Annotated in this window: 27 protein-coding genes and 3 CRISPR repeat arrays; of the genes, 16 read left to right on the top strand and 11 right to left on the bottom strand. The window is 69.8% G+C overall.

The annotated features are described in order from the left end of the window. Positions 1-144: 144 nt before the first annotated feature. Positions 145-402: a type II toxin-antitoxin system Phd/YefM family antitoxin gene (locus tag HS041_RS10660; protein WP_196440873.1), complete on the bottom strand. Its 258-nt coding sequence runs from the start codon at positions 400-402 to the stop codon at positions 145-147. Between the two features lie 174 nt (positions 403-576). After that, on the bottom strand, positions 577-876 hold the full coding sequence (locus HS041_RS10655; RefSeq protein WP_196440303.1) for a hypothetical protein: 300 nt from the start codon (positions 874-876) through the stop codon (positions 577-579). A gap of 586 nt (positions 877-1,462) precedes the next feature. Here HS041_RS10655 and istA point away from each other — a divergent pair. Both istA and istB read left to right on the top strand, forming a co-directional pair. Beyond that, positions 1,463-2,686: an IS21 family transposase gene (gene istA / locus HS041_RS10650; protein WP_196440302.1), complete on the top strand. Its 1,224-nt coding sequence runs from the start codon at positions 1,463-1,465 to the stop codon at positions 2,684-2,686. Beyond that, on the top strand, positions 2,686-3,483 hold the full coding sequence (istB, locus tag HS041_RS10645; protein WP_196440301.1) for an IS21-like element helper ATPase IstB: 798 nt from the start codon (positions 2,686-2,688) through the stop codon (positions 3,481-3,483). Before istA ends, istB begins: the two co-directional genes overlap by 1 nt. 120 nt (positions 3,484-3,603) lie before the next feature. Then, a CRISPR array of direct repeats spans positions 3,604-4,484; the repeat unit is 29 nt; unit sequence CGGCTCACCCCCACGGGCGTGGGGAGGAC. A 93-nt stretch (positions 4,485-4,577) separates the two neighbouring features. Next, positions 4,578-5,704: a CRISPR direct-repeat array (repeat unit 29 nt; unit sequence CGGCTCACCCCCACGGGCGTGGGGAGGAC). A 13-nt stretch (positions 5,705-5,717) separates the two neighbouring features. On the opposite strand, the gene cas2e is transcribed toward istB, so the two are convergent. The 9 genes from cas2e to HS041_RS10600 all read right to left on the bottom strand — a co-directional run bounded on the left by cas2e (position 5,718) and on the right by HS041_RS10600 (position 16,282). After that, positions 5,718-6,056, bottom strand: coding sequence for a type I-E CRISPR-associated endoribonuclease Cas2e (gene cas2e / locus HS041_RS10640; RefSeq protein WP_196440300.1), 339 nt, complete (start codon positions 6,054-6,056; stop codon positions 5,718-5,720). A 3-nt stretch (positions 6,057-6,059) separates the two neighbouring features. After that, on the bottom strand, positions 6,060-7,040 hold the full coding sequence (cas1e, locus tag HS041_RS10635; RefSeq protein ID WP_196440299.1) for a type I-E CRISPR-associated endonuclease Cas1e: 981 nt from the start codon (positions 7,038-7,040) through the stop codon (positions 6,060-6,062). Beyond that, complete coding sequence (gene cas6e / locus HS041_RS10630) at positions 7,037-7,663, bottom strand: type I-E CRISPR-associated protein Cas6/Cse3/CasE (RefSeq protein WP_196440298.1); 627 nt, start codon at positions 7,661-7,663, stop codon at positions 7,037-7,039. Before cas6e ends, cas1e begins: the two co-directional genes overlap by 4 nt. After that, positions 7,660-8,397, bottom strand: coding sequence for a type I-E CRISPR-associated protein Cas5/CasD (gene cas5e, locus HS041_RS10625; protein WP_196440297.1), 738 nt, complete (start codon positions 8,395-8,397; stop codon positions 7,660-7,662). Before cas5e ends, cas6e begins: the two co-directional genes overlap by 4 nt. Further along, positions 8,394-9,515 (bottom strand): type I-E CRISPR-associated protein Cas7/Cse4/CasC, encoded by a 1,122-nt coding sequence (gene cas7e, locus HS041_RS10620; RefSeq protein ID WP_196440296.1) that lies wholly within the window; start codon positions 9,513-9,515, stop codon positions 8,394-8,396. The genes cas5e and cas7e overlap by 4 nt, the downstream gene beginning before the upstream one ends. After that, positions 9,512-10,132, bottom strand: coding sequence for a type I-E CRISPR-associated protein Cse2/CasB (gene casB, locus HS041_RS10615; RefSeq protein ID WP_196440295.1), 621 nt, complete (start codon positions 10,130-10,132; stop codon positions 9,512-9,514). Before casB ends, cas7e begins: the two co-directional genes overlap by 4 nt. Beyond that, positions 10,129-11,682 carry a type I-E CRISPR-associated protein Cse1/CasA gene (gene casA / locus HS041_RS10610; RefSeq protein WP_196440294.1) on the bottom strand — a complete coding sequence of 518 codons (1,554 nt, stop codon included), beginning with the start codon at positions 11,680-11,682 and terminating at the stop codon, positions 10,129-10,131. Before casA ends, casB begins: the two co-directional genes overlap by 4 nt. Positions 11,683-11,714: 32 nt before the next feature. Beyond that, positions 11,715-14,414: a CRISPR-associated helicase Cas3' gene (gene cas3 / locus HS041_RS10605; protein WP_255529952.1), complete on the bottom strand. Its 2,700-nt coding sequence runs from the start codon at positions 14,412-14,414 to the stop codon at positions 11,715-11,717. A gap of 234 nt (positions 14,415-14,648) precedes the next feature. Continuing rightward, positions 14,649-15,531: direct repeats of the CRISPR family, unit length 29 nt; unit sequence GTCCTCCCCACGCCCGTGGGGGTGAGCCG. A gap of 289 nt (positions 15,532-15,820) precedes the next feature. Next, positions 15,821-16,282 carry an NUDIX hydrolase gene (locus HS041_RS10600; protein WP_196440292.1) on the bottom strand — a complete coding sequence of 154 codons (462 nt, stop codon included), beginning with the start codon at positions 16,280-16,282 and terminating at the stop codon, positions 15,821-15,823. Between the two features lie 70 nt (positions 16,283-16,352). On the opposite strand from HS041_RS10600, the gene HS041_RS10595 reads away from it, so the two are divergent. The 14 genes from HS041_RS10595 (at position 16,353) to HS041_RS10530 (ending at position 26,259) form a co-directional block, all read left to right on the top strand. Beyond that, complete coding sequence (locus HS041_RS10595) at positions 16,353-17,138, top strand: GntR family transcriptional regulator (protein WP_196440291.1); 786 nt, start codon at positions 16,353-16,355, stop codon at positions 17,136-17,138. Between the two features lie 177 nt (positions 17,139-17,315). After that, positions 17,316-17,720 (top strand): WhiB family transcriptional regulator, encoded by a 405-nt coding sequence (locus HS041_RS10590; RefSeq protein WP_196440290.1) that lies wholly within the window; start codon positions 17,316-17,318, stop codon positions 17,718-17,720. Beyond that, positions 17,720-17,950, top strand: a complete 231-nt coding sequence (locus tag HS041_RS10585) for a hypothetical protein (RefSeq protein ID WP_230878515.1) — start codon at positions 17,720-17,722, stop codon at positions 17,948-17,950. Before HS041_RS10590 ends, HS041_RS10585 begins: the two co-directional genes overlap by 1 nt. Further along, on the top strand, positions 17,950-19,062 hold the full coding sequence (locus HS041_RS10580) for a hypothetical protein (protein ID WP_196440288.1): 1,113 nt from the start codon (positions 17,950-17,952) through the stop codon (positions 19,060-19,062). The genes HS041_RS10585 and HS041_RS10580 overlap by 1 nt, the downstream gene beginning before the upstream one ends. Beyond that, a complete protein-coding gene (locus HS041_RS10575; RefSeq protein ID WP_196440287.1) occupies positions 19,059-19,493 on the top strand; it encodes an SsgA family sporulation/cell division regulator in 435 nt (144 codons plus the stop codon). The genes HS041_RS10580 and HS041_RS10575 overlap by 4 nt, the downstream gene beginning before the upstream one ends. Continuing rightward, complete coding sequence (locus HS041_RS10570) at positions 19,490-19,915, top strand: SsgA family sporulation/cell division regulator (RefSeq protein WP_196440286.1); 426 nt, start codon at positions 19,490-19,492, stop codon at positions 19,913-19,915. Before HS041_RS10575 ends, HS041_RS10570 begins: the two co-directional genes overlap by 4 nt. Further along, a complete protein-coding gene (locus HS041_RS10565) occupies positions 19,915-20,325 on the top strand; it encodes an ATP-binding protein (protein WP_196440285.1) in 411 nt (136 codons plus the stop codon). The genes HS041_RS10570 and HS041_RS10565 overlap by 1 nt, the downstream gene beginning before the upstream one ends. After that, the gene (locus HS041_RS10560) at positions 20,322-20,549 is read left to right on the top strand and encodes a hypothetical protein (RefSeq protein ID WP_196440284.1); all 228 of its coding nucleotides are present in this window, start codon (positions 20,322-20,324) and stop codon (positions 20,547-20,549) included. The genes HS041_RS10565 and HS041_RS10560 overlap by 4 nt, the downstream gene beginning before the upstream one ends. A 16-nt stretch (positions 20,550-20,565) precedes the next feature. Beyond that, on the top strand, positions 20,566-20,748 hold the full coding sequence (locus HS041_RS10555) for a hypothetical protein (protein WP_196440283.1): 183 nt from the start codon (positions 20,566-20,568) through the stop codon (positions 20,746-20,748). Beyond that, the gene (locus HS041_RS10550; protein WP_196440282.1) at positions 20,736-21,005 is read left to right on the top strand and encodes a hypothetical protein; all 270 of its coding nucleotides are present in this window, start codon (positions 20,736-20,738) and stop codon (positions 21,003-21,005) included. Before HS041_RS10555 ends, HS041_RS10550 begins: the two co-directional genes overlap by 13 nt. After that, positions 20,992-22,203: a hypothetical protein gene (locus HS041_RS10545; RefSeq protein ID WP_196440281.1), complete on the top strand. Its 1,212-nt coding sequence runs from the start codon at positions 20,992-20,994 to the stop codon at positions 22,201-22,203. The genes HS041_RS10550 and HS041_RS10545 overlap by 14 nt, the downstream gene beginning before the upstream one ends. Before the next feature lie 81 nt (positions 22,204-22,284). Further along, on the top strand, positions 22,285-24,528 hold the full coding sequence (locus HS041_RS10540; protein ID WP_196440280.1) for a hypothetical protein: 2,244 nt from the start codon (positions 22,285-22,287) through the stop codon (positions 24,526-24,528). A gap of 157 nt (positions 24,529-24,685) precedes the next feature. Beyond that, positions 24,686-25,234: a hypothetical protein gene (locus HS041_RS10535; RefSeq protein ID WP_196440279.1), complete on the top strand. Its 549-nt coding sequence runs from the start codon at positions 24,686-24,688 to the stop codon at positions 25,232-25,234. A 137-nt stretch (positions 25,235-25,371) separates the two neighbouring features. Then, a complete protein-coding gene (locus HS041_RS10530; RefSeq protein WP_196440278.1) occupies positions 25,372-26,259 on the top strand; it encodes a helix-turn-helix domain-containing protein in 888 nt (295 codons plus the stop codon). Positions 26,260-26,423: the final 164 nt, after the last annotated feature.

The raw sequence follows: 26,423 nt of genomic DNA, 5'->3' as shown, positions 1-26,423 counted from the left end.
TGTCGAAAGCGGCGGTGTCCCCGCTGTCCATCGCCTTCTGCAGTTCGGCGAGGCGGTACAGAATCCGCAGGGCGTCCGGGCGAGGAATCTTGAGCATGTCCCGTTGGGCGTGCGGAGTGAACCGCGTGATGTATCCCAAGGAGATCAAGCCTGCTGGGCGCGGAGCAGAGCGGCCATCTCCTCGAGAGAGACGGATCCCGCCGTGCCTTCGGACTCCGCTTCGTCAGCCAGCTGATTGAGCCAGGACTCTTCGACCTGCTCTGCGATGTGACGCAGACGCTGGTACTCGTGGATGTCGATCACCACCGCCTCTTGCTTGCCGCGTCGAGTGATGATTGTCGGGGTCTCATCCCGACGAGCTCTATCGATAACATCCGCCAGGTGGCTACGGACATCTGCCATGGACTCGATCACCGGCTCGCTCATGTCATGAATGTATCAGATGTACATCAGCTGATGGCGGTGATCGCGGCCCGGGTCGAGGACGCGCGGACCTCGGCCTGCTGCCGGGCATCCAGCGGGCGGTCCGCCGCGAGGATCTCGTAGGGCTGGTACTCGCTCACCGTCAGGGACCCCTTACCGGTATGCCTCGATCCACTCGGAACCTTCGGGCGGTGGATCCGGCAGCGGAAGGTCGAGGATGCCGATCGCCTGACGGTGCCGTCCCCGGACACAGATCGCAACGATCCCGCTCCCCGCCCGCAGCTCGACCCCTTTGACCGTGACCTCGACGCCCAAGACGGTCGTCCGGAACGGCATCGCCAGATTGTCCTCGATCATGACGTGGAACCCGGAGAGCCACTCATCGTCGTCGTAGGCGTCAACGGTGGCCTGCTCGACCAGCGCGTCCGACTGCGCCTCACTCAACTCCGCCACGGCGCCAAGCGTAACCTCCGGCAGCCATCACGATGATCGCTTCTGCAGACCTTCAGGTCGAACCACCCGACCGAAACTCAAACGCTAAAAAGCGGGACAAGCATTGGCTTGTCCCGCCTTAACGCACTATGCGTGCCCCCTGCAAGATTCGAACTTGCGCTCCCGGCTCCGGAGGCCCCTCCCCGATCAAGCCATGATCTGCAATTTCTCCCGGCTCCTCGGGTTCTTGGCCCGCATATGGCTCGCGCCGCATGTTTTGGATCACTGGGATCACCTACTGTCACCCGAATGATAGAGGCGGCGCAGAGATCATCCCCACGAGCGTAGGGACGACTGCTCGCGCGGCTGGGAGAGGTCACGGTCGATCAGCTCGCCCCCACGAGCGTGGGGAGGACTTCGAGTCCCGGCCCGTCGAACGGGCCAAGGACGGCTCACCCCCACGGGCGTGGGGAGGACATCGCCGTCGTGCTGCCGCAGACCTCGCAGCTCGGCTCACCCCCACGAGCGTGGGGAGGTGTCGACGACGCGTGAAAACTGACTCTCAGGCGACGGCCGAAATCTGACCCCTCCGCTGTCATCGTGGAGGGTGATCAAGGTGGAGGACTGGGCGGAGACCCGCCGGTTGCACCGGGCCGAGAACATGCCGATCAAGGCGATCGCTCGGCGGATGGGCATCTCGAAGAACACCGTCAAGCGCGCGCTGGCGGCCACAGAACCGCCGAAGTACCGGCGGGCGAGCAAGGGATCGATCGCAGACGCGGCCGAGCCGCAGATCCGCAAACTGCTGGAGGAGTTCCCGGACATGCCGGCCACCGTGATCGCCGAGCGGATCGGCTGGCAGAACTCCCTGACCGTGCTCAAGGACCGCATCCAATTGCTGCGGCCGCACTACAAACCCGCCGACCCGGCCTCGCGCACGACGTATCAGCCCGGGCAACTGGCCCAGTGCGACCTGTGGTTCCCGCCGGTGCGGATCCCGGTGGGCGCCGGACAGACGGCGATCCTGCCGGTGCTGGTCATGGTCAGCGGCTACTCGCGCTGGCTGATGGCCCGCATGCTGCCCTCACGCGCGGCCGGGGACCTGTTCGCCGGGATGTGGGCCCTGCTGACCGCTCTGGGTGCGGTGCCCAAGACGCTGGTGTGGGACAACGAGAGCGCGATCGGGCAGTGGAAGGCGGGCCGACCGCAACTGACCACCGAGGCCAGCGCGTTCCGCGGAACGCTGGGCGTGGCCATCCACCAGTGCCGACCGGCCGATCCCGAGGCAAAGGGCCTGGTCGAACGGGCCAACGGCTATCTGGAGACCTCGTTCCTGCCGGGGCGCTCCTTCGCCGGCCCGCACGACTTCAACGCCCAGCTGACCGACTGGCTGAATCGCGCCAACGCGCGTCATCACCGGCGCATCGAGTGCCGGCCGATCGACCGCCTCGACGCCGACCGGACCGCGATGGTCACGTTGCCGCCGGTCGCCCCGGTGACCGGCTGGCGCAGCTCGACCCGGCTGGCCCGCGACCACTACGTGCGCATCGCCTCCAACGACTACTCGGTCCACCCGTCGGTCATTGGCCGGCTGGTCGAGGTCGCCGCCGACCTGGAGCAGGTGGTCGTGACCTGCGGCGGTCGTCTGGTGGCCCGGCATGAGCGGTGCTGGGCCGCCCACCAGACGATCACTGATGCCGGTCACGCCGCCGCGGCGGCGGCGATGCGCCGCTCGGTCAACCAGGCCGCTCGGCCCGCGGCCGAGCTGGAGGTCGAGCAGCGGCGGCTCAGTGACTACGACACGCTGCTGGGCATCGAGGGGGTGGCCTGATGGCCGCTGCTGCGACCGGCTCGCGCAACGTCGCCGCTGAGCTGGCCTATCTGACCCGGGTGCTGAAGGCGCCGTCGCTGGCGGCGGCGGTGGAGCGCCTGGCCGAACGCGCCCGGGCCGAGTCCTGGAGCCATGAGGAGTTCCTGGCCGCCTGCCTGCAGCGTGAGGTCGCCGCCCGCGAATCGCACGGCGGTGAGGCTCGCATCCGCGCGGCGCGTTTCCCGGCGCGCAAGGCGCTGGAGGACTTCGATTTCGATCATCAGCGCTCTCTCAAGCGCGAGGTCATCGCTCATCTGGGCACGTTGGACTTCGTGGTGGGCAGAGAGAACGTGGTGTTTCTCGGCCCGCCCGGCACCGGCAAGACGCACCTGTCGATCGGGCTGGGCATCCGGGCCTGTCAGGCTGGTCACCGGGTCGCGTTCGCCACCGCGGCCGAATGGGTCGCCCGCCTGGCCGAGGCACATGCCGGCGGCCGGTTGCAGGACGAGTTGGTCAAGCTCTCCCGCATCCCGGTGTTGATCGTCGATGAGGTGGGCTACATCCCGTTCGAGGCCGAGGCGGCGAACCTGTTCTTCCAGCTGGTGTCCAGCCGTTACGAGCGGGCGTCGCTGATCGTCACCAGCAACAAGCCGTTCGGGCGCTGGGGTGAGGTGTTCGGCGACGATGTGGTGGCCGCGGCGATGATCGACCGTCTCGTCCATCACGCCGAGGTCATCAGCTTGAAGGGAGACAGTTACCGGCTGAAGAACCGTGATCTGGGCAGGATTCCTGCGGCCGAATCCGGCAACGACCATTAGCGACAATCCGTGACCAACATCAGCGTCAGGGGGTCAACTTTCAGTCGTCGGTAGGGGGTCAGAGTTCGAGCGTCGTTGACAGGAGGACGTGTTCCAGGCGACATCCTCGCCGGAGTTCTGCGGCTCACCCCCACGGGCGTGGGGAGGACGACGACGTGGCCGCTGTCATCCGCCCGGCGGACGGCTCACCCCCACGGGCGTGGGGAGGACGTCCGCACCCGCCGCGGCGGACTGCACCTGTACGGCTCACCCCCACGGGCGTGGGGAGGACTTCTGCACCGAACTCAGCATCTCCCGCTCCACCGGCTCACCCCCACGGGCGTGGGGAGGACTCGCCCGGCCGCGCCGGGAGCGTGGCACCCGGCGGCTCACCCCCACGGGCGTGGGGAGGACGGGTGGGGCCGCGCGGCGCGGTGCTGCTCTTCGGCTCACCCCCACGGGCGTGGGGAGGACTTCTCCCGGATGCGCCCAGACAGCTCCGTCGCCGGCTCACCCCCACGGGCGTGGGGAGGACCTGGCGCCGAGCTGCAATAGGGCCGCCTCGGTCGGCTCACCCCCACGGGCGTGGGGAGGACTTGACGAATCGGTCGGCCATCTCGGTGCAGACCGGCTCACCCCCACGGGCGTGGGGAGGACGGTCCGGACATGGCCGGCTCCAACATCCTGTTCGGCTCACCCCCACGGGCGTGGGGAGGACAACATGAGCCACCAGGCGAACTACCTGGGGAACGGCTCACCCCCACGGGCGTGGGGAGGACGAGCTGGACGAGCAGCGCTTTCAGGCGTACGTCGGCTCACCCCCACGGGCGTGGGGAGGACCCCTCAGGACCGCGGCTCGTACGCACGTCGGCCGGCTCACCCCCACGGGCGTGGGGAGGACTGCCCGGCGGCGCCGACTCCTGGGCCGACCCCGGCTCACCCCCACGGGCGTGGGGAGGACGCGTTGGCGTCGTTCCCACCGCTGCTGGGCGGCGGCTCACCCCCACGGGCGTGGGGAGGACTCGGCCGCCACGCTCACGGAGGTGTACGCGGCCGGCTCACCCCCCACGGGCGTGGGGAGGACGCCCTCAGTAGATGGCGCAGTCGATACCCGTCCGGCTCACCCCCACGGGCGTGGGGAGGACTCCGCGCTGGAGTGGTCCGACCTCGCCGAGGGCGGCTCACCCCCACGGGCGTGGGGAGGACGGATGCCCTGCGCCTGCAGCACTTGGGCGGCCGGCTCACCCCCACGGGCGTGGGGAGGACATCAGCCCTTCCCGGCCCCATCGAGCCACCGTCGGCTCACCCCCACGGGCGTGGGGAGGACGTGGGCGGAGAGCGTGCGCACGTAGGCGTCGGCGGCTCACCCCCACGGGCGTGGGGAGGACGTGGCCCTCGCGGCCGGGTTCGTACTGAGCATCGGCTCACCCCCACGGGCGTGGGGAGGACGTCAAAGAAGGCGTCGTCGCCGGTTTGACCGCCGGCTCACCCCCACGGGCGTGGGGAGGACGGCCGGGAGGCGCCGGGCCAGGGGATCGGGTTCGGCTCACCCCCACGGGCGTGGGGAGGACCTCAGGGCGTAGAGCCGGGCGGCCTCGGCGACCGGCTCACCCCCACGGGCGTGGGGAGGACGATCTGACGCAGAAGCGGGACGTCATCACATCCGGCTCACCCCCACGGGCGTGGGGAGGACGTTCGCAGTGAGGGCGGCAACGACCTGCCCCGCGGCTCACCCCCACGGGCGTGGGGAGGACACAGCAGGGGCGGGGAAGTCGCGCTTCTTGACCGGCTCACCCCCACGGGCGTGGGGAGGACCGCTTGCCGGACATCAGCAGGGACAAGAAAGCCGGCTCACCCCCACGGGCGTGGGGAGGACTTCGATAGCCTCGACAACCCCGAGTCGTCGTTCGGCTCACCCCCACGGGCGTGGGGAGGACGCCACCGCGCGCCGGCCGGGACCACCGAGGGCCGGCTCACCCCCACGGGCGTGGGGAGGACGGCTGGATCGCCGGTATGCGGGTTCAAGGTTTCGGCTCACCCCCACGGGCGTGGGGAGGACCCCGCTCTCCCTGAGGGGAGGGCGGGGGCCTGTGGCTCACCCCCACGGGCGTGGGGAGGACCAGTCGGGGATGATGGGCGCGCTGTCGCGGACCGGCTCACCCCCACGGGCGTGGGGAGGACGTGCAGGCTCTCAAAAACCGTGACGAGGATCTCGGCTCACCCCCACGGGCGTGGGGAGGACACTTACCGACCTGCTATTTCACAATCGCACTTGGAGTTTCTGACGAGCGAGACGCACCGTTCAGGCCGTCAGCAGTGAACCTAATCAACTGCAGGCCGTCGAAGTCGATCACATGGCGTCGGCGTTGGCCTGCCGTACGGATCGCGAATCCCTGTTCGGTGTCCGCCGGATGGACGAGAACCGCCAAACCCTCACCCACGCTTGCGCTGACCGCCGACCAGAGTTCGTCTCGAACCCGAGCGGATACGGTGCCCACGAAGAGCCCGGGGCAGGGCTCGATGAGCCAGCGGGAGAGGGCTCCTCCGACGTGGTCGGGAATCGCGGTTGTGGAGATGACAACCATCGAAGCCATCGGCTACTCCAGGGAAAAGTCGAGGGTCTCGGACCCATAGTTCACACCTGCGGCAAGCGCGCCCGCCTGGGGGTCCCATAGGTGCACGAGATCACTGCTCCGCTCGACCGTCGAAGCTTTTTCGGCGATGGGATCGATGAGTGTCTGGATGTCGGCGACGATCTGTGGCATGAGCTTGAACGCCCTGAAGTCTTCCCGGAGGCGTCTCCGGGCCTCCCGTTCGGGATCTTCGGAGGCGTGCAGGGAGAAGGCCAACGGAATGGTGATCCGAGCCTTGTACAGGTCGGCGACATCGTAGACGAAGGCCATCTGGGTGCCGCTGTGGACGAATCCCAGCGCCGGAGAGCAGCCGAGCGCCAGGACCGCTGCATGGACGACGCCGTACATGCAGGAGTTGGCGCCGGACAGTGCCTTGTTGACGGGGTCCTGCTCGTCCCAGGCATCCGGGTCGTAGTTGCGTTTGAAGCGCTTGATCCCGTACTTCGTCGCAAGTAGCCGGTACAACGCTTTGACGCGCTGCCCTTCCATGCCGCGGAGCTGGGCGAGCGACACCCTGGCCGGGGTGGACGCCGAGCCGAAGCGCGCCTCATACATCCGAACCGCAACCTCCAGGCGGCTGTCGTCATCCGCCCAGGCCCGGACCTGTTTCTCCAGCCATGCCGTGGTCAGCGAGGCGGGCATGATCCCGGAGTAGCTCCGTACTCCGCCGGCCCCGACGCACACCAGCGAGGTGCCGTGCCGGGCGATCGTGGCCATGGCCGGCTGGGTGATCGACGTGCCGGGCCCGAGAAGTATGCACGCCAGCGCTGCGGTCGGGATGTAGACGCGGTCGGTTCCGCGGGAGGACTCGACCTGTGCGCAGACACCGGTGTCGTCCTGGACGATCCGGACCGCCTCGGTGTACAGGAACGACAGCGAGTCCGAGATGCGAGGCAGCATCGCCAGGGTGGGAGCGGCGAGTTTACGCCGGGCGGCAGTGGTCATCGTTGTGCCAACGCGAGGCTGAGGAGTCCGCACCCGTAGGTCTTCCCTCGGCCGACGCCCTGGAGCACGGCCGCGCGCAAGGTGTCGGAGTCGGTCACCGTCGCGCTGCCGTCGAAGCGCACAGCGGCGTGCCGGACCGTGCCCTTGGCCCGGATGTCCTGCTGCGACTGCGAGGACACAGCGGCGACGGCCAGTCCGTTGGCGGCGGCACGAGTCACCCACCATTCCTCTGCCGCGGCACCCCGCAGAGCCTCGATCTTCCCTGCTTTGGGTCCGGCATTCTTGCCCAGTCGCTTGGAGGGGTTGGCGATGATGCGGTAATGCACCAGAACACCTGGTTGGAGCCGCGACAACAACCCGTTGAGCTCGCGTAGAGCGATCTCCCCATAGCCGTCGGGCAACCGGGAGAGGTCCGGCTTCATACTGCTTTGAACCAGGATCTGCAGGCCGCTGCGGGTGTCCTCCACCCGGAACAGCACCCCGGTCTGGGCTCTGGCCCGCTCGCCCATCTCGTCGGGCATCAGCATCATCATCCGCTTATGGAGCCGGTCGGGGTCGGCCAGGTCGTTGTTGACATCTCGTCGCCGCAGGTCAGGCAGGATCCGAACCAACCAGGCGGTCACGACTCCCCCTCGATGTAGGCGATGAGGCTGTCCCAGAACGCTTCTCCGGTACGGCACAGCTCTCTGGGCAGCGTCCGGGTGGTGATGCTGACCGTCCGGATGCGGTAGCGGCGGTCGTAGCGGTTGAAACTCTCGGGAACGTCAGCCAGCTCGGCGACCGCGTCGGCGGCATCCGTGGCGCCTTCGACGACGAACTCCGCCGTGGGCTCCTCCTTCTCCCGGAGCCGGCGGGCGAGCGGCACCCTGGTCTCAAGGTGGATCACCGGATCGTCGACCCGGCTCAACAGCAGCGGCTGGTCCGGCGGGCAGGAACGCCGTCCGAGGTAGGGCTGCCAATGAGGCTGGCGGAGCGCCTGGACGAGCTCGTCCAGGCGCTGCTCGGGACCTTCGACCGCGACGGTGAACACCGCATCCGACAAGTACTGGCGTCTGGTGACTACCGTCGCCGTGTCGCGAGGCCGCTGCGTGCCGTCCGGCCGCGGAACTCCGCGGGGCAGTCCGCCCCCGATGGTGTGGAAGTCGATCATCTGCACGCCGGGGCGGTCGATGCGGACGGTGAAGCGCAACGCCTCATAGGCCTCAAGGGAACGGCCCCTCCCTACTCCCTCGGCGGAGGCGAGCAGGCCGATGAGGCCTGAGCGAGTCGGGAAGCGCAGGCTGTCGCGCTGGGTGAAGACGCTGTGCTCACCCCAGGACTGCAGCGGAGCGGCCAGCCGCAGCACCAGACCGCTCATGCCGAGGTCTCCCGGTGGGCGGCCGTTACCGCACCGTCGATCAGCTCGGCGAAGGAGTCCACCTGCTCCCCCAGGCCGTCCAGCGGCTTGTCCTCGATGCACGCGTACTTGCGGTGGATGACGCCGGTGGTGCCCCACAGTTTCTCCAGCCGTCCCGCGTGGTGGGCCAGCTGTCGACGGGAAGGGCCGGCGATTCCGTGCTCCGGACGGACCGGGGCCTCGAAAGCCGCCGCGAAGGAGATCGGCCGATCGGCGCGCACCGCAATGTGCACCAGATCAGGCAGCGTATTGGCGGCAGAGGCGGTCTGCTTACCTGTCGGCAGCGAGGAAACGAAGGCCCGCAGAAACTCGCCAGTGAGCTCTCGTGCCATCACCTCATCGCCGCCCAGGTTGGTCAGGAGGCCGGCCAGGTCAAGGCTGGCGTACCGGTAGAACACTCCCGCGCTGAACTCGGCGCTGTTCATATGGCCACTGCCGACCGCGTCCTCAGGCAGGCAGTCGTCGACCGCTGTGAAGAAGTCGATCTCCGGGGCTACCTCGTGCGTGGTGAACGCGTGCGCCACCTGGACGACACCGTCGACACCGGCCCCGGGCAGTTCGGCCAGCATCCGGCCGAACAGGTTGATGACGCCGTTCCGCTCCGACAGCACAGCGGCCACCCGCTCGACGGGCAGGACCGGCTTGGGCTTCTTGACGCCCACGGTCTGCTCGATCGCCTCTCGGTGCTCCTCGGCCAGGTCGGCCAAGGCGTCGAGCGCGGCCTTGGGCAGGTACAGCAGCACCGAAGTACCGCCCTTGTCTTCGAGTTTGAGCCCTTCCTTCTTGTTCGCCGACAGGGCGACCTGCGCTCCCGCGGCCAGCGCGGCCTCCTCGCTCCAGCCGCGTTCCTGAAGCCGGGCGGCCACCTCGGCCGGGACCCGCCGGGTCCGCACCGCCGGGTTGCCGATGGCCCGCTCGACGTCCAGGCGGACGGCGCGCTTCCAGCACTGGCTGGAGACGCGGGTCCGGGTGGCTCCGCCGTACACCAGGCTCTTGGGCGACCCCAGGTCATCGCGGTTGAGGTTGGCGAAGGGCACGGTCTGCAGCACGTGCACGTCGAGGTATCGGGGGGTGGTCACTGGTCCTCGCTTTCTGAGCCGTTGTCATGGGTCGTACTGTTCATGGCGCGGTAGAAGTCCTGAAGCCACCGTTTGGTCACTCGGTCGCGCCCGTGCCCCCAGGAGCTGAGATCGACCAGGAGCCGGCCCCAGTCGGGCGTGATCTCCTTCGCCGCCAGTTGGCGGACCAGGCCGGGCAGGTGACGGTGCAGCCCTGCCAGATCCTGTCGGCACAGCAGGTGCAGGCGCTCCTCCACCGTGGTCGGGTTGAGCTTGCCATCCCGTACGGCCAGGCCCAGCGTGCCACCGATGCTGGTGGTGGCCCGTTTCGGCTCTTCTTGAGCGTCGGCCGCCTGCGCCGATACGGCGGGCTCGGCCTCTGGTTCTTCTTCCGATCGTCTGGAGGGCTGGGCGGCGATCAACGCCGCCACCGAGTAGTAGGCGCTTTCGACTGCCGGGCCGGGTCGGACCGGCAGCCAGGGCACGACGACGGCGTGAGCCTTGCGCACCATGGCGTCGTCCACCGGCCGCCCCAGCCCTCTACGCAGGCCCGAGCGGCGCCCCGGATCGCGACGGACCACCTTGTCGAGGTGGTTCACATACTTGTCGGCCGTACTGATCGACGGGATCACGCTCACACCGGCTCCTTCGTTTTACTCCTCGTGGTCGCCTTGCCTCGGGACGCCCCGACCGCGAAGATCAGTCCTCGCTTGAGCTCCACGGCCCGTTTGGCCCGCGGCAGGGCTCCCGCACTGTCGGTCACCTCGTCGTAGACGTCCAGCGCCAGCTGCAGGAAGTCACCCGCTGCGTGATCGAAACCGCGTTCACGCACCCGCCGCCAGAAGATCCGCTCGGCACGCGCCCAGTAGCGGAATGACCCCTGCGCCGGCCAGGGGCCTTCGGAGACGTCCTTGCGTTGAGGCTTTCCGTCCCCGTTGGACGGATCGTTGATCGCGATCCAGGCGTCGCGTAACGCCCACCGCAGGTGCCGCTCCACTTTCTCGGCCGCCTGCCGCATGTCGCTGATCGCCAATGCCACCTGCGTCTCGTTGGCCAGCGCCAGCAGCGCCGGCGTCACCCCGACGGTCCATTCCTTGTCCCGGGTCTGGCCGTCCTGGTCGAAGCCGAAGGCCCGTACCCGCAGCACCGGCAGCAACAGCCCGCACAGGTCCTCGACCGCGGCCAGTACGGCGGGCCGGCGGCGATGGTCGTCACCGGCGTCTTCCAGTAGCAGTGCGTCGAAGTCCCGCCACAGCGCCCGGCTGGCATCGGCCTGGCGGGCGTAGAAGTCGCCGTCCTTGTTCTGCTGGTAGACCAGGTACGGATCCTCAGCCGGAAGCTCCTTGTCGCGCCAGGCCCAGGTGATCCAGGCGTCGACGACCGATTCACCGCTGTCGGAACGCTCCAGCAACACCGCATGCTGGAAACGGCCGGTCAGCACCCCGCCCAGACCGCTGGGCCGCGGTGGCACCCCCAGCGAGTCGGGCAGATCGTCGGCCTCCCACGGAGCGAGATCGACTCCACCGGTGTCGTATCGGTAGGCCGGAGGAATTCCGGCGACCAGCGACTCGAAGACGTTGCGCCCCAGCGGGTGGAACGAGATGGTCCTGCGCAGCGGCCCGGCCTTGCTGTTGCCGCCGGAGGTCCCCTCGACCACCCTCGGCGTGCACTGGCCGGACGGGCCGTAGTACAGCTGCGTCAGTAGGTGAAAGACCGCCTCCTCGGCGGGGAGCGGGTGCGGCTCCAGGGCGGTCGCGTGGTTGAACCAGACCTGGTTGTTTCCGGCCGGCCGGAACACGACGAGCTTGTTCACACCTGAGCTGGTCTTGCACTGCTCCCGCAGCCGCGGGTCCTGCAGCCACGGTCGCCGCGCATCGAAGAGATCGAAACGGTCGGCATACCGGGCGAAGTACTCCTCCACCGTCTCCCGATCGAACCGTCCACGCTCCAGGATCTCCGCTTGGAGATCGCCCCACCTCTCGGGGCTCAGCGTCACGTCATCCAGGCCGGTTATCCGCGCAGCGATCACCGTGAGCACCCGCCACAGACCGGACGCGCCCGGAGGCGGCGAGGCCTCGATATCGGTCAGCTCATGCGCCTGCTCGAACAGTTGCCGCAACCCCGCACTTCGACGGGCTTCACCTGCTCGGACGGGTAACCAGTCACGAGTCACCAGGTCATACGTCATCGCACCCCTTCCTCATGCGCGTCCACGACTAGTCAGTCGGCCGTAGCGGGAAATTCCGATAGGCCCAGTTCCTTCGACAGCCACACCTCCCGGTCGCCGAGCCGCCCGGAGCCGTGTTCATCAGACACCCGGATCACCACGAGATCACTGAGATGCGGATTGTCCGCCCACGTCGGCGGTGCTGTGTTGTCGGACGACAGGCGGCGCAACCACGTCCCCGGAACCGGGACCGTGTTGCTCATCACCAGGCGGACCTGCTCCTTGGTGAACCATTTCCTGCCGTCCCTGCCTCCGGCCTCGGCGACGGGAAGTTCCTCACCGCCGAGCATGAGACGGCCGCCCGTGTCGGGGGTGCAGCAGACGACCCGTCCGGAGTCGGCACCCAATCGGGTCGAGAACTCGTTCACGAAGTCGTCTCCGCTGAGCTGGCTCAGATCATCGATTCGCCCAGGCGCCGGAATGGCAGCCATCTGCGCATACAGGTCCTTGGTCTGTTCATCGGCCAGCCGTTCCACGTCGTCATCGGTGATCGGCGAAATCTCGTTACCGAAGCTCTCGTCGTACACCTGATCGACCAACCCCTGGACGGCGTCGGGAATGGCCACCACGTCACCGGGGAGGTTCGCCAGCGCATCATGGGTACGGTGCAGCAGTGCCTTCGGATAGACGAAAGGCCAGGCTCGCGGCACGTCCAGGGTGCCTTGCGCATCAACGGGCGTCAGCACCACCAGTCGCATGTCCTTCGCCCAAGCAGGCCGTACGGGATCATGCAACGTGTGCCGATGGCAGCGGCCCGCACGCTGCAGCAGCAGAGCGATCGGGGCCAGGTCGCTGACCATGACGTCGAAGTCCAGGTCCAAGGACTGCTCGATCACCTGCGTCGCCACCAGGATCGCCGCTCGGGGCCGACGGTCGCCGGCGTCCTTGCCGAACCACCCGACCATCTCCTGAGTGATCTCCTCACGGCGGTGCGCCTCGAACCGCGAGTGCAGCAACCTGATCACCGGGGCGTCCGCGCCCTGTGATTCCGGTTGCTGGGTCCACTCCCGCAATGCCAGGTAGGTGCGCTGGGCCTCGGCAACGGTATTGCAGATGACCGCCACGCAGCCTCCATCACGGACCAATGGGCCGAGGACTTCGCGAAGGGCTGCGGACCGGTCAGGGCGCCCGTCCGAGTCGATCGGGACGCGTCGGGTCTCCACGTACAGGGACCGGTTCCTGCTCTCCACCGGTACGGCCTCAGCAAGCTGCGGGCTCACGTAGATCCACCCGGGATAGACCGCTTCAGGGACCTGGCGATCGCGGCAACCCGCACCTGCGAGGTATGCCTCAGCCAGGCGTCGCCCGACCGCCACCGGCAGGGTCGCCGACAGCAGCACGACCGGCACCTTCAATGCACCCAGCCACTCCAGGAGCACCTTGAGCAGGCCCTGCATGTAGGCGTCGTAGGCGTGCACCTCATCGATGACCAGGACTTTCCCGACCAGGCCCAGCATCCGTAGCACGTTGTGCCGCCCCCGCAGGACGGCCAGCAGCGCCTGGTCGATCGTTCCCACCGCGAGGTTGGCGAGCAGACCGCGTTTGCTGCCCCGCAGCCACCGGCTCGCCATGGGGTCACGCGTCAGGACGCCGACCGCATCGCCCTCGGGGGAATACGCCGCGTTCAGCCAGGCCATGCCATGCAGCAGCGTCAGCGAGTCGGCCCCCTCGACACGGCGCCTGCGGAAGTCGTCGACGCGTCTCAACATCTGGTCCGAGGTGGCCATCGTCGGAAGCCCGACGAAGTAGCCCGGCATTCCTGCTGCCTCACCCATCAGCCGTCCCCCGTGCAGCGCGGCCTCGGTCTTGCCCTCCCCCATCGGCGCCATGATCAGCAGTAGCCCCGGCTCGCCGCTGATGAGAGCAGGCAGCCGTTCACTGATGGAACGCTGCAGGCCGTTCGGCTGGAACGGGAAATCATCGCTGAACCCGCCCGGCTTGAACGTCAGCCGACCGAGCCCCGCCTCCTTCAACAAGCCCGCAGTCGCAGCTCGGCTACGCGCCAGGTGACGCCCGAGACTGTCAACGTCACCGCGTTCCGGCAGGCCGGTATTGATCTGCGCGCGAAGGAATGCGTCTTGGCTTACCAGCCAGTCCGCGAGGATCACCAGCCCGCAGGCAAGCGCTCCACCCGCGGCCGACACCTGCGGCGGCGGTTCGGGGTATCCCGTCAGCTCATGCACCACAGCGGCGATGACCTGGCGCTGTTCCTCCCATCGGCCTCCTCCTAGCGCAGGCAACGAACCGAGAGGATCAAGGAACTCGCGATGATTGAATGAGGAGAAGGCTCCGTGATGACCACCCAGCAGCTGAGCGATCCGGATGGCCGGGGATGTTTTCCGGCCTGCCTTGTAACCGTTCGATGACAGCAGCTTCCCTAGCCAGACATGAGCCGCGAAGGCATGACCTTTCGACTCAGCTTCCACTTCCGGGTATCCAACAAGTTCACGGGACCCGTTTTCGTCCTGAACCTGAAAGCAGGACATGCACTTTCCAATATCGTGCATACCTGCCCAATATGCCATTAACTGGCGTGCATGCCCCTCATCGACTCCCAGGCCCACAGCCAAGGAGACACGCAGGCCGGGCGAGAGATAGCCGTCCCACAAGGCCTCTGCCGCAGCGGCAGCGTCAAGGAGGTGACAGATCAACGGGTACCTCCCAGGAAGCCCCCGGGACTTCCCCCATAGCATCAGGTCGACGTTCGGCGAGCCACCCATTCGAGCACTCCACTTTTGGAACACAAGGTCGATAAAAACCGGAATTCGACTAGATCATCAAGTGCGACATCACTGTAGAGGGGCGGACCGACATTTCCGGAGAGATTGACTAATATGAAAGTTTTTCTCAATAGACGGGATGACCTCTTGCAGGATCTGGACATTGGAAAAATGAAGTCTCCGCTGTAACGTCGCAGGTCGCGAAGTGTCCTCCCCACGCCCGTGGGGGTGAGCCGGTGCGTCTCGGCAGCAAGCCGTATGCGTTCAAGTCCTCCCCACGCCCGTGGGGGTGAGCCGCTCGTCCTCGGCTCCGGCCCCGAACTCCGACTGTCCTCCCCACGCCCGTGGGGGTGAGCCGCGCGCCCGCCGGGACGCCGAGCAGCAGTTCGGGTCCTCCCCACGCCCGTGGGGGTGAGCCGTGACCAGGGCGTCAGCCAGGGTGGCCAGGCCGGTCCTCCCCACGCCCGTGGGGGTGAGCCGGCGCCCGACGCGCGAAACGACTGAATGGTTTAGTCCTCCCCACGCCCGTGGGGGTGAGCCGCCACCGGCACCGTGGACGAGTCGACGTGGCGGTCCTTCCCACGCCCGTGGGGGTAAGCCGATGCCGATTCGATTGACGAGTTCCAGGCGCACGTCCTCCCCACGCCCGTGGGGGTGAGCCGGCCCAGGTCGAACTGATGCGGTCGCTGAACGTGTCCTCCCCACGCCCGTGGGGGTGAGCCGTCATGGTGAGCACCTTGGGTCAGGTCGTGGAGGTCCTCCCCACGCCCGTGGGGGTGAGCCGGGTGAGCCCGGACCGGCCGGACCTACGGGCCCGTCCTCCCCACGCCCGTGGGGGTGAGCCGGAGTGGTAGAAGTCGCCTGTCTCGCTGCTCAGAGTCCTCCCCACGCCCGTGGGGGTGAGCCGGACTCCATCGAGATCCGTCAAGACCCCGACCAGTCCTCCCCACGCCCGTGGGGGTGAGCCGTCGTGAGACCCAGCGGTAAGCCTTACTGCCATGTCCTCCCCACGCCCGTGGGGGTGAGCCAGTGTTAGGCATCGGGCCTTTTGCTCCTTAGCGGTCCTCCCCACGCCCGTAGGGATGGTCCGCTGCTTGTCCCTGCGCCCCGGCCAGCGCCCACGTCGGCCCCGGCGCTCGCGGAGATGGTCCGGGGTGCTCGGTGACACGGAGGCGATAGAACGTGTCGGCGCCGCGCTCGCGGGGATGGTCCGCGCCTGGCAGCCGGATGCGACTCGCTGCTGAAGTTGGCCTCACAGGTACGGGGCATACGCGAGGCGATCCCTCAAGGGGACGGGCTCTCAGGACGTTCATGCAGATCACACCGCATGAGTCAGCCATACGGCCGCCACTTTCCTGAAGCGGTGACCGTCCCTCTGACTATGAACTCATATCGACAGTACTGCGGGCACCGTTCAAGAGATGCTTGCCGTCGTGTTGACGGATGGCGGGAACATGGGCTGAGTCCATCGCATCCAGCACCCTGATGGAGAAGGCTTCTGATGCCAGGACTCGCACTTCATCAGTGGTAACCCAGCGGAAAGCGCGGGACTCATCGGTCTCCGTGAGGGCGCCGGCTACTGCTCGGCAGCGGAAAACCAGCGCGACGATGCCGCGGGGCATGTTCTTGTAGACGCCAGTCAGTGCGACGGGCTCGACCTCCAGACCGGTCTCTTCCCACACCTCGCGGATCAAGCCGGATTCGATGTCCTCATCTCGTTCGAGGATGCCTCCGGGCGCCTCCCAGTGGCCGTTGTCCCGGCGCTGGATAAGGAGAGCTCTCCCCTGGTCGTCGATGATGACGCCGGCCACGCTGACGGAGTGCATGTGCTCGTAGTCCATCAGCAGTCCCTCCCACGTAGCCGTCGTTAGACTCGACGCTACACGTATGTACGAGTTGAGGAGTTGGCCCGTGGCGGAGCTGCCGTTTCCGGAGCTGGACGCGCACAGCGACCGGGCCGTGTTCCGCCAGATAGCCGACCACATCCGGGACGCGATCGAGCGCGAAGCCCTCCACGAGGGTGACAAGCTGCCCTCCGAAGCGCAGCTCATGCAGCACTACGGCGTGGCTCGGATGACCATCCGGAACGCCCTCCAGGTCCTCCAGAGCGAAGGGCTCACCGTCGCCGAGCACGGCCGCGGCGTCTTCGTCCGCTCCCGGCCGCCGGTCCGCCGGCTCGCCTCCGACCGGTTCGCCCGCCGCCATCGTGAGCGGGGCAAGGCGGCCTTCATCGCGGAGACCGAAGAGGCCGGCGGGAAGCCCTCCGTCGACTCCATCAAGGTCACCGAGCAGGCCGCCCCTCCGGAGGTGGCCCAACTCCTGGGCCTGGCGGCTGGCGCTCCCGTGATCGTGCGGTCCCGCCGATACCTGATCAACGGACAGCCGGTCGAGACGGCCGTCTCCTACCTGCCCGCCGACATCGCCAAGGGCACGCGGATCGAGCAGCCCGACAGCGGCCCCGGCGGCATCTACGCCCGACTGGAGGAGCTGGGTTACCGCCTCGACCGGTTCGTCGAGGAGATCCGGTCGCGTATGCCGTTCCGTGAAGAGGTTCGCGCGCTGAAGCTCGCGCCCGGTGTCCCGGTCTTCAACCTGGTCCGTACGGCCTACGCCGCCGACAGCCGGGCCGTCGAGGTGTGCGACACCGTCATGTCGACCGACGCCTACGTGCTCTCGTACGAACTTCCTGCGCGATAGGCCTTGACCAACTCGTCTAGAGGAGTCATAAAGAAAGGGCAAACTCCTCTAGACGAGTAGACGCCTAGCCCATATTGGTCTCCGTGGAGGAGCGAGCAACGAAAAGCGGCCCCGGTGCTGGCACACCGGAGCCGCGAGGACGGGTCAGCCCACTTCACCGGAAGGAGATCCGACCCGATGTCCCACATCTTCGCACCTGCTCTGCGAAGCGTTCACGCTCAGCCGACATCCGTCCTGGCCGCTCAGGTGGTCAAGCGCGGTGCCTGCGTAGGCGCCGCCGACCCCGACGCCTGGTTCCCGCCCGAGCCCATGCCGCACGGCGGCGAGCCGACCGAGGCGGTCAAGGCGCGTCGCGCCGAGTACGAGGCCACCGCCCGCCGACTCTGCGGGGACTGCCCGGTGCGGGCGGAGTGCCTGGAGCTCGCGCTGCGAGAGGAGCACGACCTGCCCCGCACCTGGTTCCACGGCATCCGCGGCGGCACCGCCCCCTGGGAGCGGCAGAACATCGTCTACAACCGGCGCCGTACGGTCCGCCGCCTCGCCGCCCGCCAGGCCGCTCAGTCCTCCGAGGCGGTGGCGTGATGGAGATGCTCGTCATCCTGACCCTCGCCAAGCCAGCTCACGGCGGGCTTCGGCAGCTCACCCTGACCAGGACCATGACCGTCGCACCGGGGACCACGCGCGCTGACCTGCTCGGCTGGATGCTCGACCAGTGCCTCGCCGAGCATCCGCAGATGCAGGGCGGCAACATCGTCTTCTTCTGCGCCGAGGCCAATCACCTGCCATCCCAGCTCAAGGCGGTGAAGAGTTGATGGCCTCCCCCAACCCGCTGCTGTGGCACACCGCCCAGCCCGGTCGGTTCCGCACCAAGGCCGACAAGCTCGCCGCCGCCGCCCGTGCGGCCGCCGCCGTACGGGCCTACGACACCGACCCCGACGTGGTCGCCTACCGCATCGAGCGGCTGCGTACCCGGGTCGATCGGCTGATCTGGACCGGGCTGATCCTGGGTCTGGCGTTCACCGCCGCCAACGTCCAGCAGTTTGCCGCCCAAGACGCCACCAACAGCGACATCGCCTGGTGGATCGCCTGGCTGCTGGACCCCATGGTCTCGTTCGTCCTGGTCGGCGTGCTGCTCGGTGAGCAGATCATCGCCCGGCACCAGATCGTGGCGGGCCCGTGGGTGCGCCGGACCAAGTGGACGACGCTGGCGCTGACCTACGGCATGAACACCTGGTCGGCGTGGGCCGCACTGGACTGGTCGCTGATCCTGCTGCACAGCGTGCCCCCGGCGGTGGTGTTCTGCGCGGCCGAGGCGGTCACCACGCTCAAGCACCAGATCACCGAGGCCGTGCACAAGGCGTACGGCCTGGCCGCTGATCGTACGGTCGCCGCGCGTGCGGCGGCCGTACGTACGGAATCGATCCGCGCGGCCGTCCGCACGGTCCCTCCGCACGCGGCCGAACTGGCCCATCCGCATGGTCCTCCTGCGGAAGACCATGCGGATGCCGAGCGCGCAGGCCGTGCGGACCCTGAGCCAGGGCATGGGGACCGGCCGACCGCGCCGGATGCCCAGGCCGCCTACCGTGCCGCCACGATCGTGCAGCTGCGCGAGGAAATGCTCACGGCCGCCGCTAACGGCGAGAAGTACCAGGTCACCTGGCGGGACGTCGCCGAGCGGACCGGCTACCAGAAGCGCTGGTGCGAGGGAGTGCTGGCCGAGGCCCGGCGCGGCCTGCTGGCCGCGCCGGGCACCGAGCAGACGGTCTCTGCTGAACCGTACGGCCCGCATGAGGCTCCGGCCGAGGCCCGCACGGACCGCACGGTTCGCCCCGTCGACCGCACAGTGCCCGGCCGCACGGACGGCGGGCAGCGCGGCGAGGACCGCACGGTAGCCAGTCAGGAACTGGCGGAGGTGGCGGCGTGAGCACCTCCCAGATCCGTACGACTCTGCAAGTGTGCTTCGTCGACCGGCCGAACCAGGCGTTCACCGCTCGCGCGGTCTACGAGCTGACCGACCCCTACGCCGTGCAGCTGCACTTCCCCGCCCCGGGCGGGACCAGCGCCGTCATCTGGACCTTCGCCCGGGACCTGCTGGTGCGGGGCCTGGACGAGGCCGGGCGGTGGCCGCTCGGCCAGGGCGACGTCTCCATCGGCCCGGCCGAGACCGGCGACTACGTCGAGATCACGCTGTTCCCCCACGGCCCCGCACCGCGCAAGCTGTTCGCCCGCCGCGATGAGCTGACTTCTTTCGTCGCGCAGATCTACCGGCGGGTGCCGAACGGCCGCGAGGACGAGTGGATCGACTGGTCGGCCGCCTGGTCGCGGCTGTACCGGGAGCTGGGGAGGGCGGCATGAGCGCTCCCTGCGTGGTCGAGGGCCTGACCTTGTGGCCCGTCGAGGCCCCGGACCAGCCGCTGATGGCAGTCGTCTCCTACCGGGCCGATGATCCGTACGCGGTCCGGCTGGCCTTCCTGGCCGGTGACGGCCGCGAGACCTTCGACTATCTGTTCGCCCGCGAGCTGCTGATCGACGGCCTGGACCTCGACCAGTGTGAGCCTCTCGGCCTGGGTGACGTCCGGGTGGGCCCGGCCCCGGCCGGGGACTGGCTGGTGCTGTCGCTGCCTGGCGTCGACGGCGAGTGGTTCGAGCTGTACGCGACCCGCGCCCACCTCGCCGGCTTCGTCGAGGCGACGCTGGGCGTGGTCCCGATGGGCCGCGAGCGCGAGCTGGTCGACGTCGACGCGGTGATCGCCGCGATCCTGGCGGAGGTGCGGTGATGGCGCTGACCGTCTCCAGGCCACTGCAGCGGGAGTTTCCCGGCAGCGCCAGGCAGGTGCCCGCCGCCCGTGCCTGGGTGCTGGGCTGCCTGCCCGCCGGGTGCCCGCGTGCCGACGACGTCGCCCTGGTCCTGACCGAGCTGGTCACCAACGCGGTGCTGCACAGCACCTCCGGAACGGCCGGTGGCGGCTTCACCGTGCGGGTGGAGGCCGCTGCGGCCGGGGTCGAGCTGACGGTGACCGACCAGGGCCCGCGCCTGGTGCCGGCCCGGCGTGAGCCGGAGGAGTCCGGGCGCGGCCTGGAGCTGGTGCTGCATCTGGCCGACGGCTACGAGGTCACCGATGTCCCGGCTGGGCGCACCGTCTGGTGCCGTCTGGACTGGCCGCCGGTCGGCGAGGGGGCGTCGTGAGCGGCCGGTCCCGCCGTCGGGGCGTGGCCGGCCGCATGTACATCGAGCGTGGCCGCCCGGTCCTGGCTCTGGTCGGCTGGGCCGGGCGCGGCCCGCGCAACGTACTCATCCTGCGCTGGGAGTCCGGCGAGCTGGTGGTGCGGCCCTTCCGCGGGCTGCGCCGCCCCCGTCCCCAACTGCCCTGCTCTGTTCCCGGCAGCCGAGGTGCTGCCGAACCGTCCTGATCGGAGGACCCCACTCATGATCCTGCTGGCCATTCTCACCGGCGCGATCATCGCGCTGATGTGGGCCCGGCAGACCCGCTGGTACGAGCTGATCCTGCTGGGCGGATGGGGCCTGCTGGCCTCCACCACCCCGCTGGGTCAGATCCCGGCGGGCTGGCTGGCCTCGCTGAGCACCATGATCGGGACGTGGTTCTCATGACCACACCCGCCCCCACCCCCGGCCAGGTTGCCCGCCGTGCCTGGCAGATCCGCCCCAGCCTGCTCGAACTACTGGCCGTCGCCGCCGTGCTCGTCGTCGCCCGCCTGTGGCTGGGCTGGTCGCTCCTGCCCGGTGCGCTGTTCATGGCGGCGCTCCTCACCACCGTCGCGGTCACCACCGCCGCCTCGGAACTGCAGGAGGAAGCCGAGACCGCCCGGCCGCCCGAGACCGGTGGAGGCGACGATGCTGCTGTTTGAGATCGCCTTCGCCGTCGTGGTGATCGCCGGTATCACCCGCATCGCCGTCCGCGCCAACCGTCCCGAGCGGCTGCGGCGGGCTCCACGCCCCGTGCGCCGCCGGTCGTGGCTGGTCAAGGCGTGGAACGCCTCCGGGGCGCCGGTCATCAACGGCACCACGCTGGGCGATGCCTCGGCCGAGCTGACCGGCAAGGCCGTGGGCGCCACCGCTCGCGGCGGTGCCCGGCTGACCGGCCGGGCCGCCCGCTCGGCCGCCCGGCGTGCGGAACGCCGCTGGCAGGCCCGCCTGGACGGCGACGATGCCCCGCGTGGCCTGTGGTGGCGGCTGCCGGGCACCGCCGGGCCGCAGGACGCGCCTCAGCCCGAGGCGGACGCGCCCCCGGTCGATGGGGCGGCGTCTGAGCCCCGGCGGCGTGGACTGCGTTTCTGGCGTCGCCGTACCGAGCCCGAGCAGGCCGCCACCGCATCCGGACAGAGCCCGTCCGTCTCGGAGCAGGCTCCGGCCGCATCCGGACAGGGCTCTCAGGTCCCAGAGCAGGGTGCGGAGCCGCCGCAGCGGTGTGCCCGCTGCCGGGCCACCACTACGCAGACCCGCTACATCCAGCCGTACGGCGCGTGGCTGTGCCGCCCATGCCTGCGCGACCTGGAGCCGCTCTCCGACCAGTGGCCGGCCGCGGAGCCCGCCTCCGGCCCGCGCGAGCCGCAGCGGCCCGCTCCGGCGGCCGTCCCGCACTCCTCTGCACGCCCGCACGGGCACCCCATCACCGTCTCGACCAGCACCGATTCCGTCCCCGGCGCCTCCGGCGCCACCGTGAAAGGACCGACCATGACCGAGACCGCCGCCACCGTCACCAACGTCGCCGCCCCGGCTGACTGGGCGCAGACCATCACCCGCATCACCGAGCACACCCCGGCCGACGACACCGAGCTGCTGCAGCTGATGGCCGGGGAGGTCGCCGGGGTGTGCGGCTACGCCGACGCCCTGGGCGCGCTGCACGAGACGTGCGTCAACACCGTCGGCCTGGACCCGTCCTCGGTGCAGGGCCTGGCCGAGTACTCCACCTCGGCCACCGAGCTGGCCGCCCGCATGGTCGAGGCGCACCGGCAGTTCCTGACCACCTACGCCGAGGTCATGGAGGCCGTGGCCCGCGGTGTGGTCCTGCCCTACCAGGGCCGCTGGTTCACCGGCGCGGCCTGACCCGACCGGTTCCCGGCCCGTCTTCCCCCGGGCCGGGAGCCCTCCGGCATCCATCCGCCCCGTTTCAAGGAGTCGCCTTCCATGGCCCGCCACGCCCGTCCGCCCAAGCCGCCGCTGCGCCAGACGATGTTCGCGCGCAGCGCCTCCGAGCGCTGCGCGGCCCCGCCGCACTTCGGCCACGCGCCGCTGCGGCGCGGCGCCTCGGCGGCCGGGACCGGCGTGGGCGTGGTGCGCGCCGGGGCGGGCGTCCTGGCGCGGGCGGTGCGCTGGGTGCGGGCCAAACCGCTGGAGCGGGCCCCGCTGCCGATGGCGACCGGCCTGTACGGCGCCGGCGGCCTGGCCGCGCTGGTGGAGCTGCCCGCCGCCGGGATCGTGCCGGTGACCGCGGGCGGTGCGCTGGCCGCCTACGCCGCCGTCGCCCGCTCCCACCCCGAGCACGCGGGCAAGACCGGCGCCCTGGTCACCGCTTCGGGTCTGTGGTTGGCGCTGGCCGCCGAGCTGGGCCCGGCCGCCGGGCCCGGCGGCATGCTCACCTGGGCGTACTGGAGTTTCGCCACCGCCGCCTACGGCCTGTACCGGATGGATGCGGCCACCCGGGCCGCGATCGCCGAGCGCCGCCGCCGCGCCGAATGGCACCGGCTGGCCGCGCACTTCGGCATCGGCGGCTCCCACCTGCTGCGCACCGAGCCCACCCGGCTCGGCGAGCGCCTGGTCGTCGACGTCCAAGGCACCGGTCGGCGCGCCTCCTCCATCGCCCACTCCGACCTGGCCGAGCGCGTCGCCGAGTACTACCGGCTGCCCATCACCCGGGTGAAGGTCGAACCCGACAAGATCGCTGGGCGGATCCGGATCACCATCCGGCTGATCGACCCGTGGGCCGACGCCATCGCCCACCCGCGGCTGGACGCCGATCCCGAGATCGAGCTGCCCGAGACGGCGACCGTGCGCGAGCCGCTGGTCATCGGCATGGATCCGGAGACCGGCCGGCCCCTGGTGCTGCCGGTGTGGACGAGTGACGGCGCCCGTCACACGATGATCATCGCGATGCTCGGGTCCGGTAAGACCGTCCTGCTCAACGACATCCTGGCCGAGCTGACCGCCGCCGACGACGCCTGTGTGTGGGGCATCGACCTGCGCAAGGGCAAGGACCTCAAGCGCTGGGCTCCGGCGCTGGACCTGCTGGCCCTGCCCGGCGAGCGGCGAAAAGCCGTACGCATGCTGCAGCTGGCCGCCCGCATCATCGAGCACCGCGCCGCGAGCAACGACAACAAGGTCTTCCAGCCCTCTCCCGGCCGCCCGCTGATCACCATCGTGATCGAGGAGATGTCGGCGCTGTTCGGCGAGAACGACGCGCTGGCCCAGGCCGCCAAGGCCGCCGCGGCCGCGATCGCCACCGCGGGCCGTTCCGAGGGCGTGGAGCTGATCCTGATCGGCCAGCGCGGCACCATCGGCCAGATCGGCTCCACCGACATCCGCACCCAGATCGAGAACATCGTGATGCTGCGCCTGTCGCGCCGTACCGAGATGGCGCACGTGGCCGGCGAGCTCGGCTTGGAGCTGCCGGACATGGCCCGCTACGGCGAAGGCAGGAAGGGCGTGGCGCTGATCGCCGACCTGGACGGCTCTCACAGCGCCGGGCGCACCTTTTGCCTGGACGACCTCGACGACGTCGCCGCCCTGGCCGCCGAGCGCCGTCCTTCGGTCCTGGAGCCGGAGCTGCTGGAGCGCATCGGCCCGGCCTACGCCCGGCTGAAGAACCCTGCCACCGCCAACGCCCCGGCCCGCTCCGCCGACGCCTCGGCCACCGGATCGCCGGCCTCCCCCGATCTCGCCGTATACGACCCCTCGGCCGACCCGGAGGACGCCATGACCGATGCCGACCTGATGCCCGATGCCGACCTGATGCCCGATGCCGCCGCCCAGCTGGCTCAGGCCGCGCACAGTCGCGAGCAGACCCGCCGCTACCTGGCCGCCCTGCCCGACCTCGGGGTCCCCGACGCCGAGCTGGCGCAGCGCCTGGCCCAGGCAGCCGAGGCCCGCCGTGCCCAGGCCGCCGAACAGACCGAGATTGCCCCGGCCGTCCTGACCCGCCTGATCGACCTGCTCAAGCAGGACGGCGGCACCACCGTCCGCCAGGTCGAGGCGGCGCTGGAGGAGATGGGCCTGTCGCGGATGGGCGCCTGGCGCTCGCTGGACCGGCTGCGCCTGGACGGCTTCGCCGAACTGCGCGGCCGGGGCCGCGGCAGCCGCTGGCACCTGATCGGCCCTCGTCCCGACCGCAGCCCGGCCGCCGCTCCGGGCAGTGCCGAAGGCGACGCAGCGTGACCGGCTTCAGGGGCCGTGGAATGTCCCGCGGGAATGTCCCAGACCTCGCCGGACGGCCATGTATAGAGGCCTGCTCGGGACATTGGGACATTTCCCCGAGCCTTCTCCCCGCCCGTCGTCGCCGATCACACCCCGTCACCGAAACGGAGAACTGATCATGCGCTATCTCTCTCGCGCGATGGTCCTGGCCGACACCGAGGAGCTCGGTCACGAAGGCGCGATGATGTGCGGCCGGTGCCGCGCCACCGGCTTGGACGTCCGCTCGTTCGCCCCGCTGATCGGCGCCACGCTGATGCTCGGCGTCCGGCCGCCGGCCGCCCGGGGGTGGACCCCGTACCCCGACGACCGGCGCTTGGTCGACGACCTGATCGACCTGGCCGACCTGGTCGCGGCCCGCGCAGGCGCCGCCATGGCCCTGACCCGCTCGGCCGGAGCGGCCCGCGCGCATGCTGTGGCGATGTTCGCCGAGGCTGCGTGCGCCGACCCGCCCCGGCAGCAGGACATGGCCTCCTGGGCGGCCGTCATGGGTGACTGCGATGCCGCGCTGGAGGTCCTGCAGGCGCTGTTGCACCGGCTGCGGGTGATCTACCAGCGGCTGATGGCCGCCCCCGAGCAGCTCGGCGAGACGTACGCGGCGGCCTACCGGTTGGTCTCGGCGGGCCGGGTGCTGCCCTACGACGGCCGCTGGCTGACCAGCACCACCTGACCCCACTGTTCCCCGCCACTCGACGAGGAGACCGCCATGGACGCCACCGGCGCCCGGACCGGACCGGCGCCATGACCCGGTCCCGGATGACGCAGCAGATCGCATCACGCACCACACAGGGAAGGTCGACAACGCCCGTGAGCATCGCGGTCATGAACTGGGTGTGGCAGCACTCGCCCACCTCCGGCAACCAGCGCCTGGTCCTGCTCGCCCTGGCCGACGCCTGCTCGCGCGACGACGGCACCGGCTGCTGGCCGGCGGTGGCGACCGTCGCCGCCAAGGCCAACATCAGCCCGCGCAGCGTCCGTCGGATCATCGGCGAGCTGGAGGCCGCCGGGCATCTGAAGGTGAACCGCGGCGGCGGGCGGAACGGGACGAACGGCTACACGCTGGTTCTCCGCGCACCGGTGACGACCATCCCGGAGCCTGTGGATAACCCTGGGGAAAACCTCGCCGACCCCGGACAAGATGTCACCCCTGACATTTCGTCCGGGGTGACACGGGCGATCGCAGGGGGTGACACCGGTGACAGGGGAGGGGTGACACGGCTGTCACCCGATCCACCAGAGAACCACCAGGAACCACCACCGGCGCGGGCGCGCGCGCAGCGGCTGCGCCTCGTCGGCGGCCGGACACCGGGCGGCGGAGGGGAACCGGTGATCCCGGAAACCGTCACTCCCCCGGTCCAGGAGGTCCTGGCCGCGCTCGGCCCCGGCTGGCCGCTGTCGCTCCGCCAGATCGACCGCCTGGCCCCTCGCATCGCGGCCGCCCTGGCCGGCGGCTGGACCGCAGCCGCCCTCGCTGAGCACCTGGGCGCCAACACCGCCGGGGTGCGCAACCCGTACGCCGTGCTGGCCTCCCGCCTGGGCGACCTGCCCGACCCATCGCACCGGCCATCCGTGCGGCCCGGTCCGCCCGATCGCAGCGTCGCCGAAGCGTTGACCGCCACCTGCCCGCACGGCGCCCCCAGCCCCGCCGGGTGCGCCTTCTGCCGGCGCGGCATCGCCCTGCGGGAACCCTCGTGAGGGGCCGCGGCTCCGCTCCACCTGCCGTACCCGGCCGGAGCCCGCACAGCCGCCGCCAGGCGGGTCCCGCACCTGCCCGTTGTTCACGACCGGCCCCGACGCCAAAGCCGCCAAGCATCACCGCCGGGACCGGTCACTCCCCCAGCCAGAAGACCGAAAGGAGC

It is taken from the genome of Planomonospora sp. ID67723, from assembly GCF_015711605.1.
Taxonomy (GTDB): domain Bacteria; phylum Actinomycetota; class Actinomycetes; order Streptosporangiales; family Streptosporangiaceae; genus Planomonospora_A.
The sequence above is the reverse complement of the archived record's forward strand: the minus strand, read 5'-3'. Positions and strand labels throughout refer to the sequence as shown.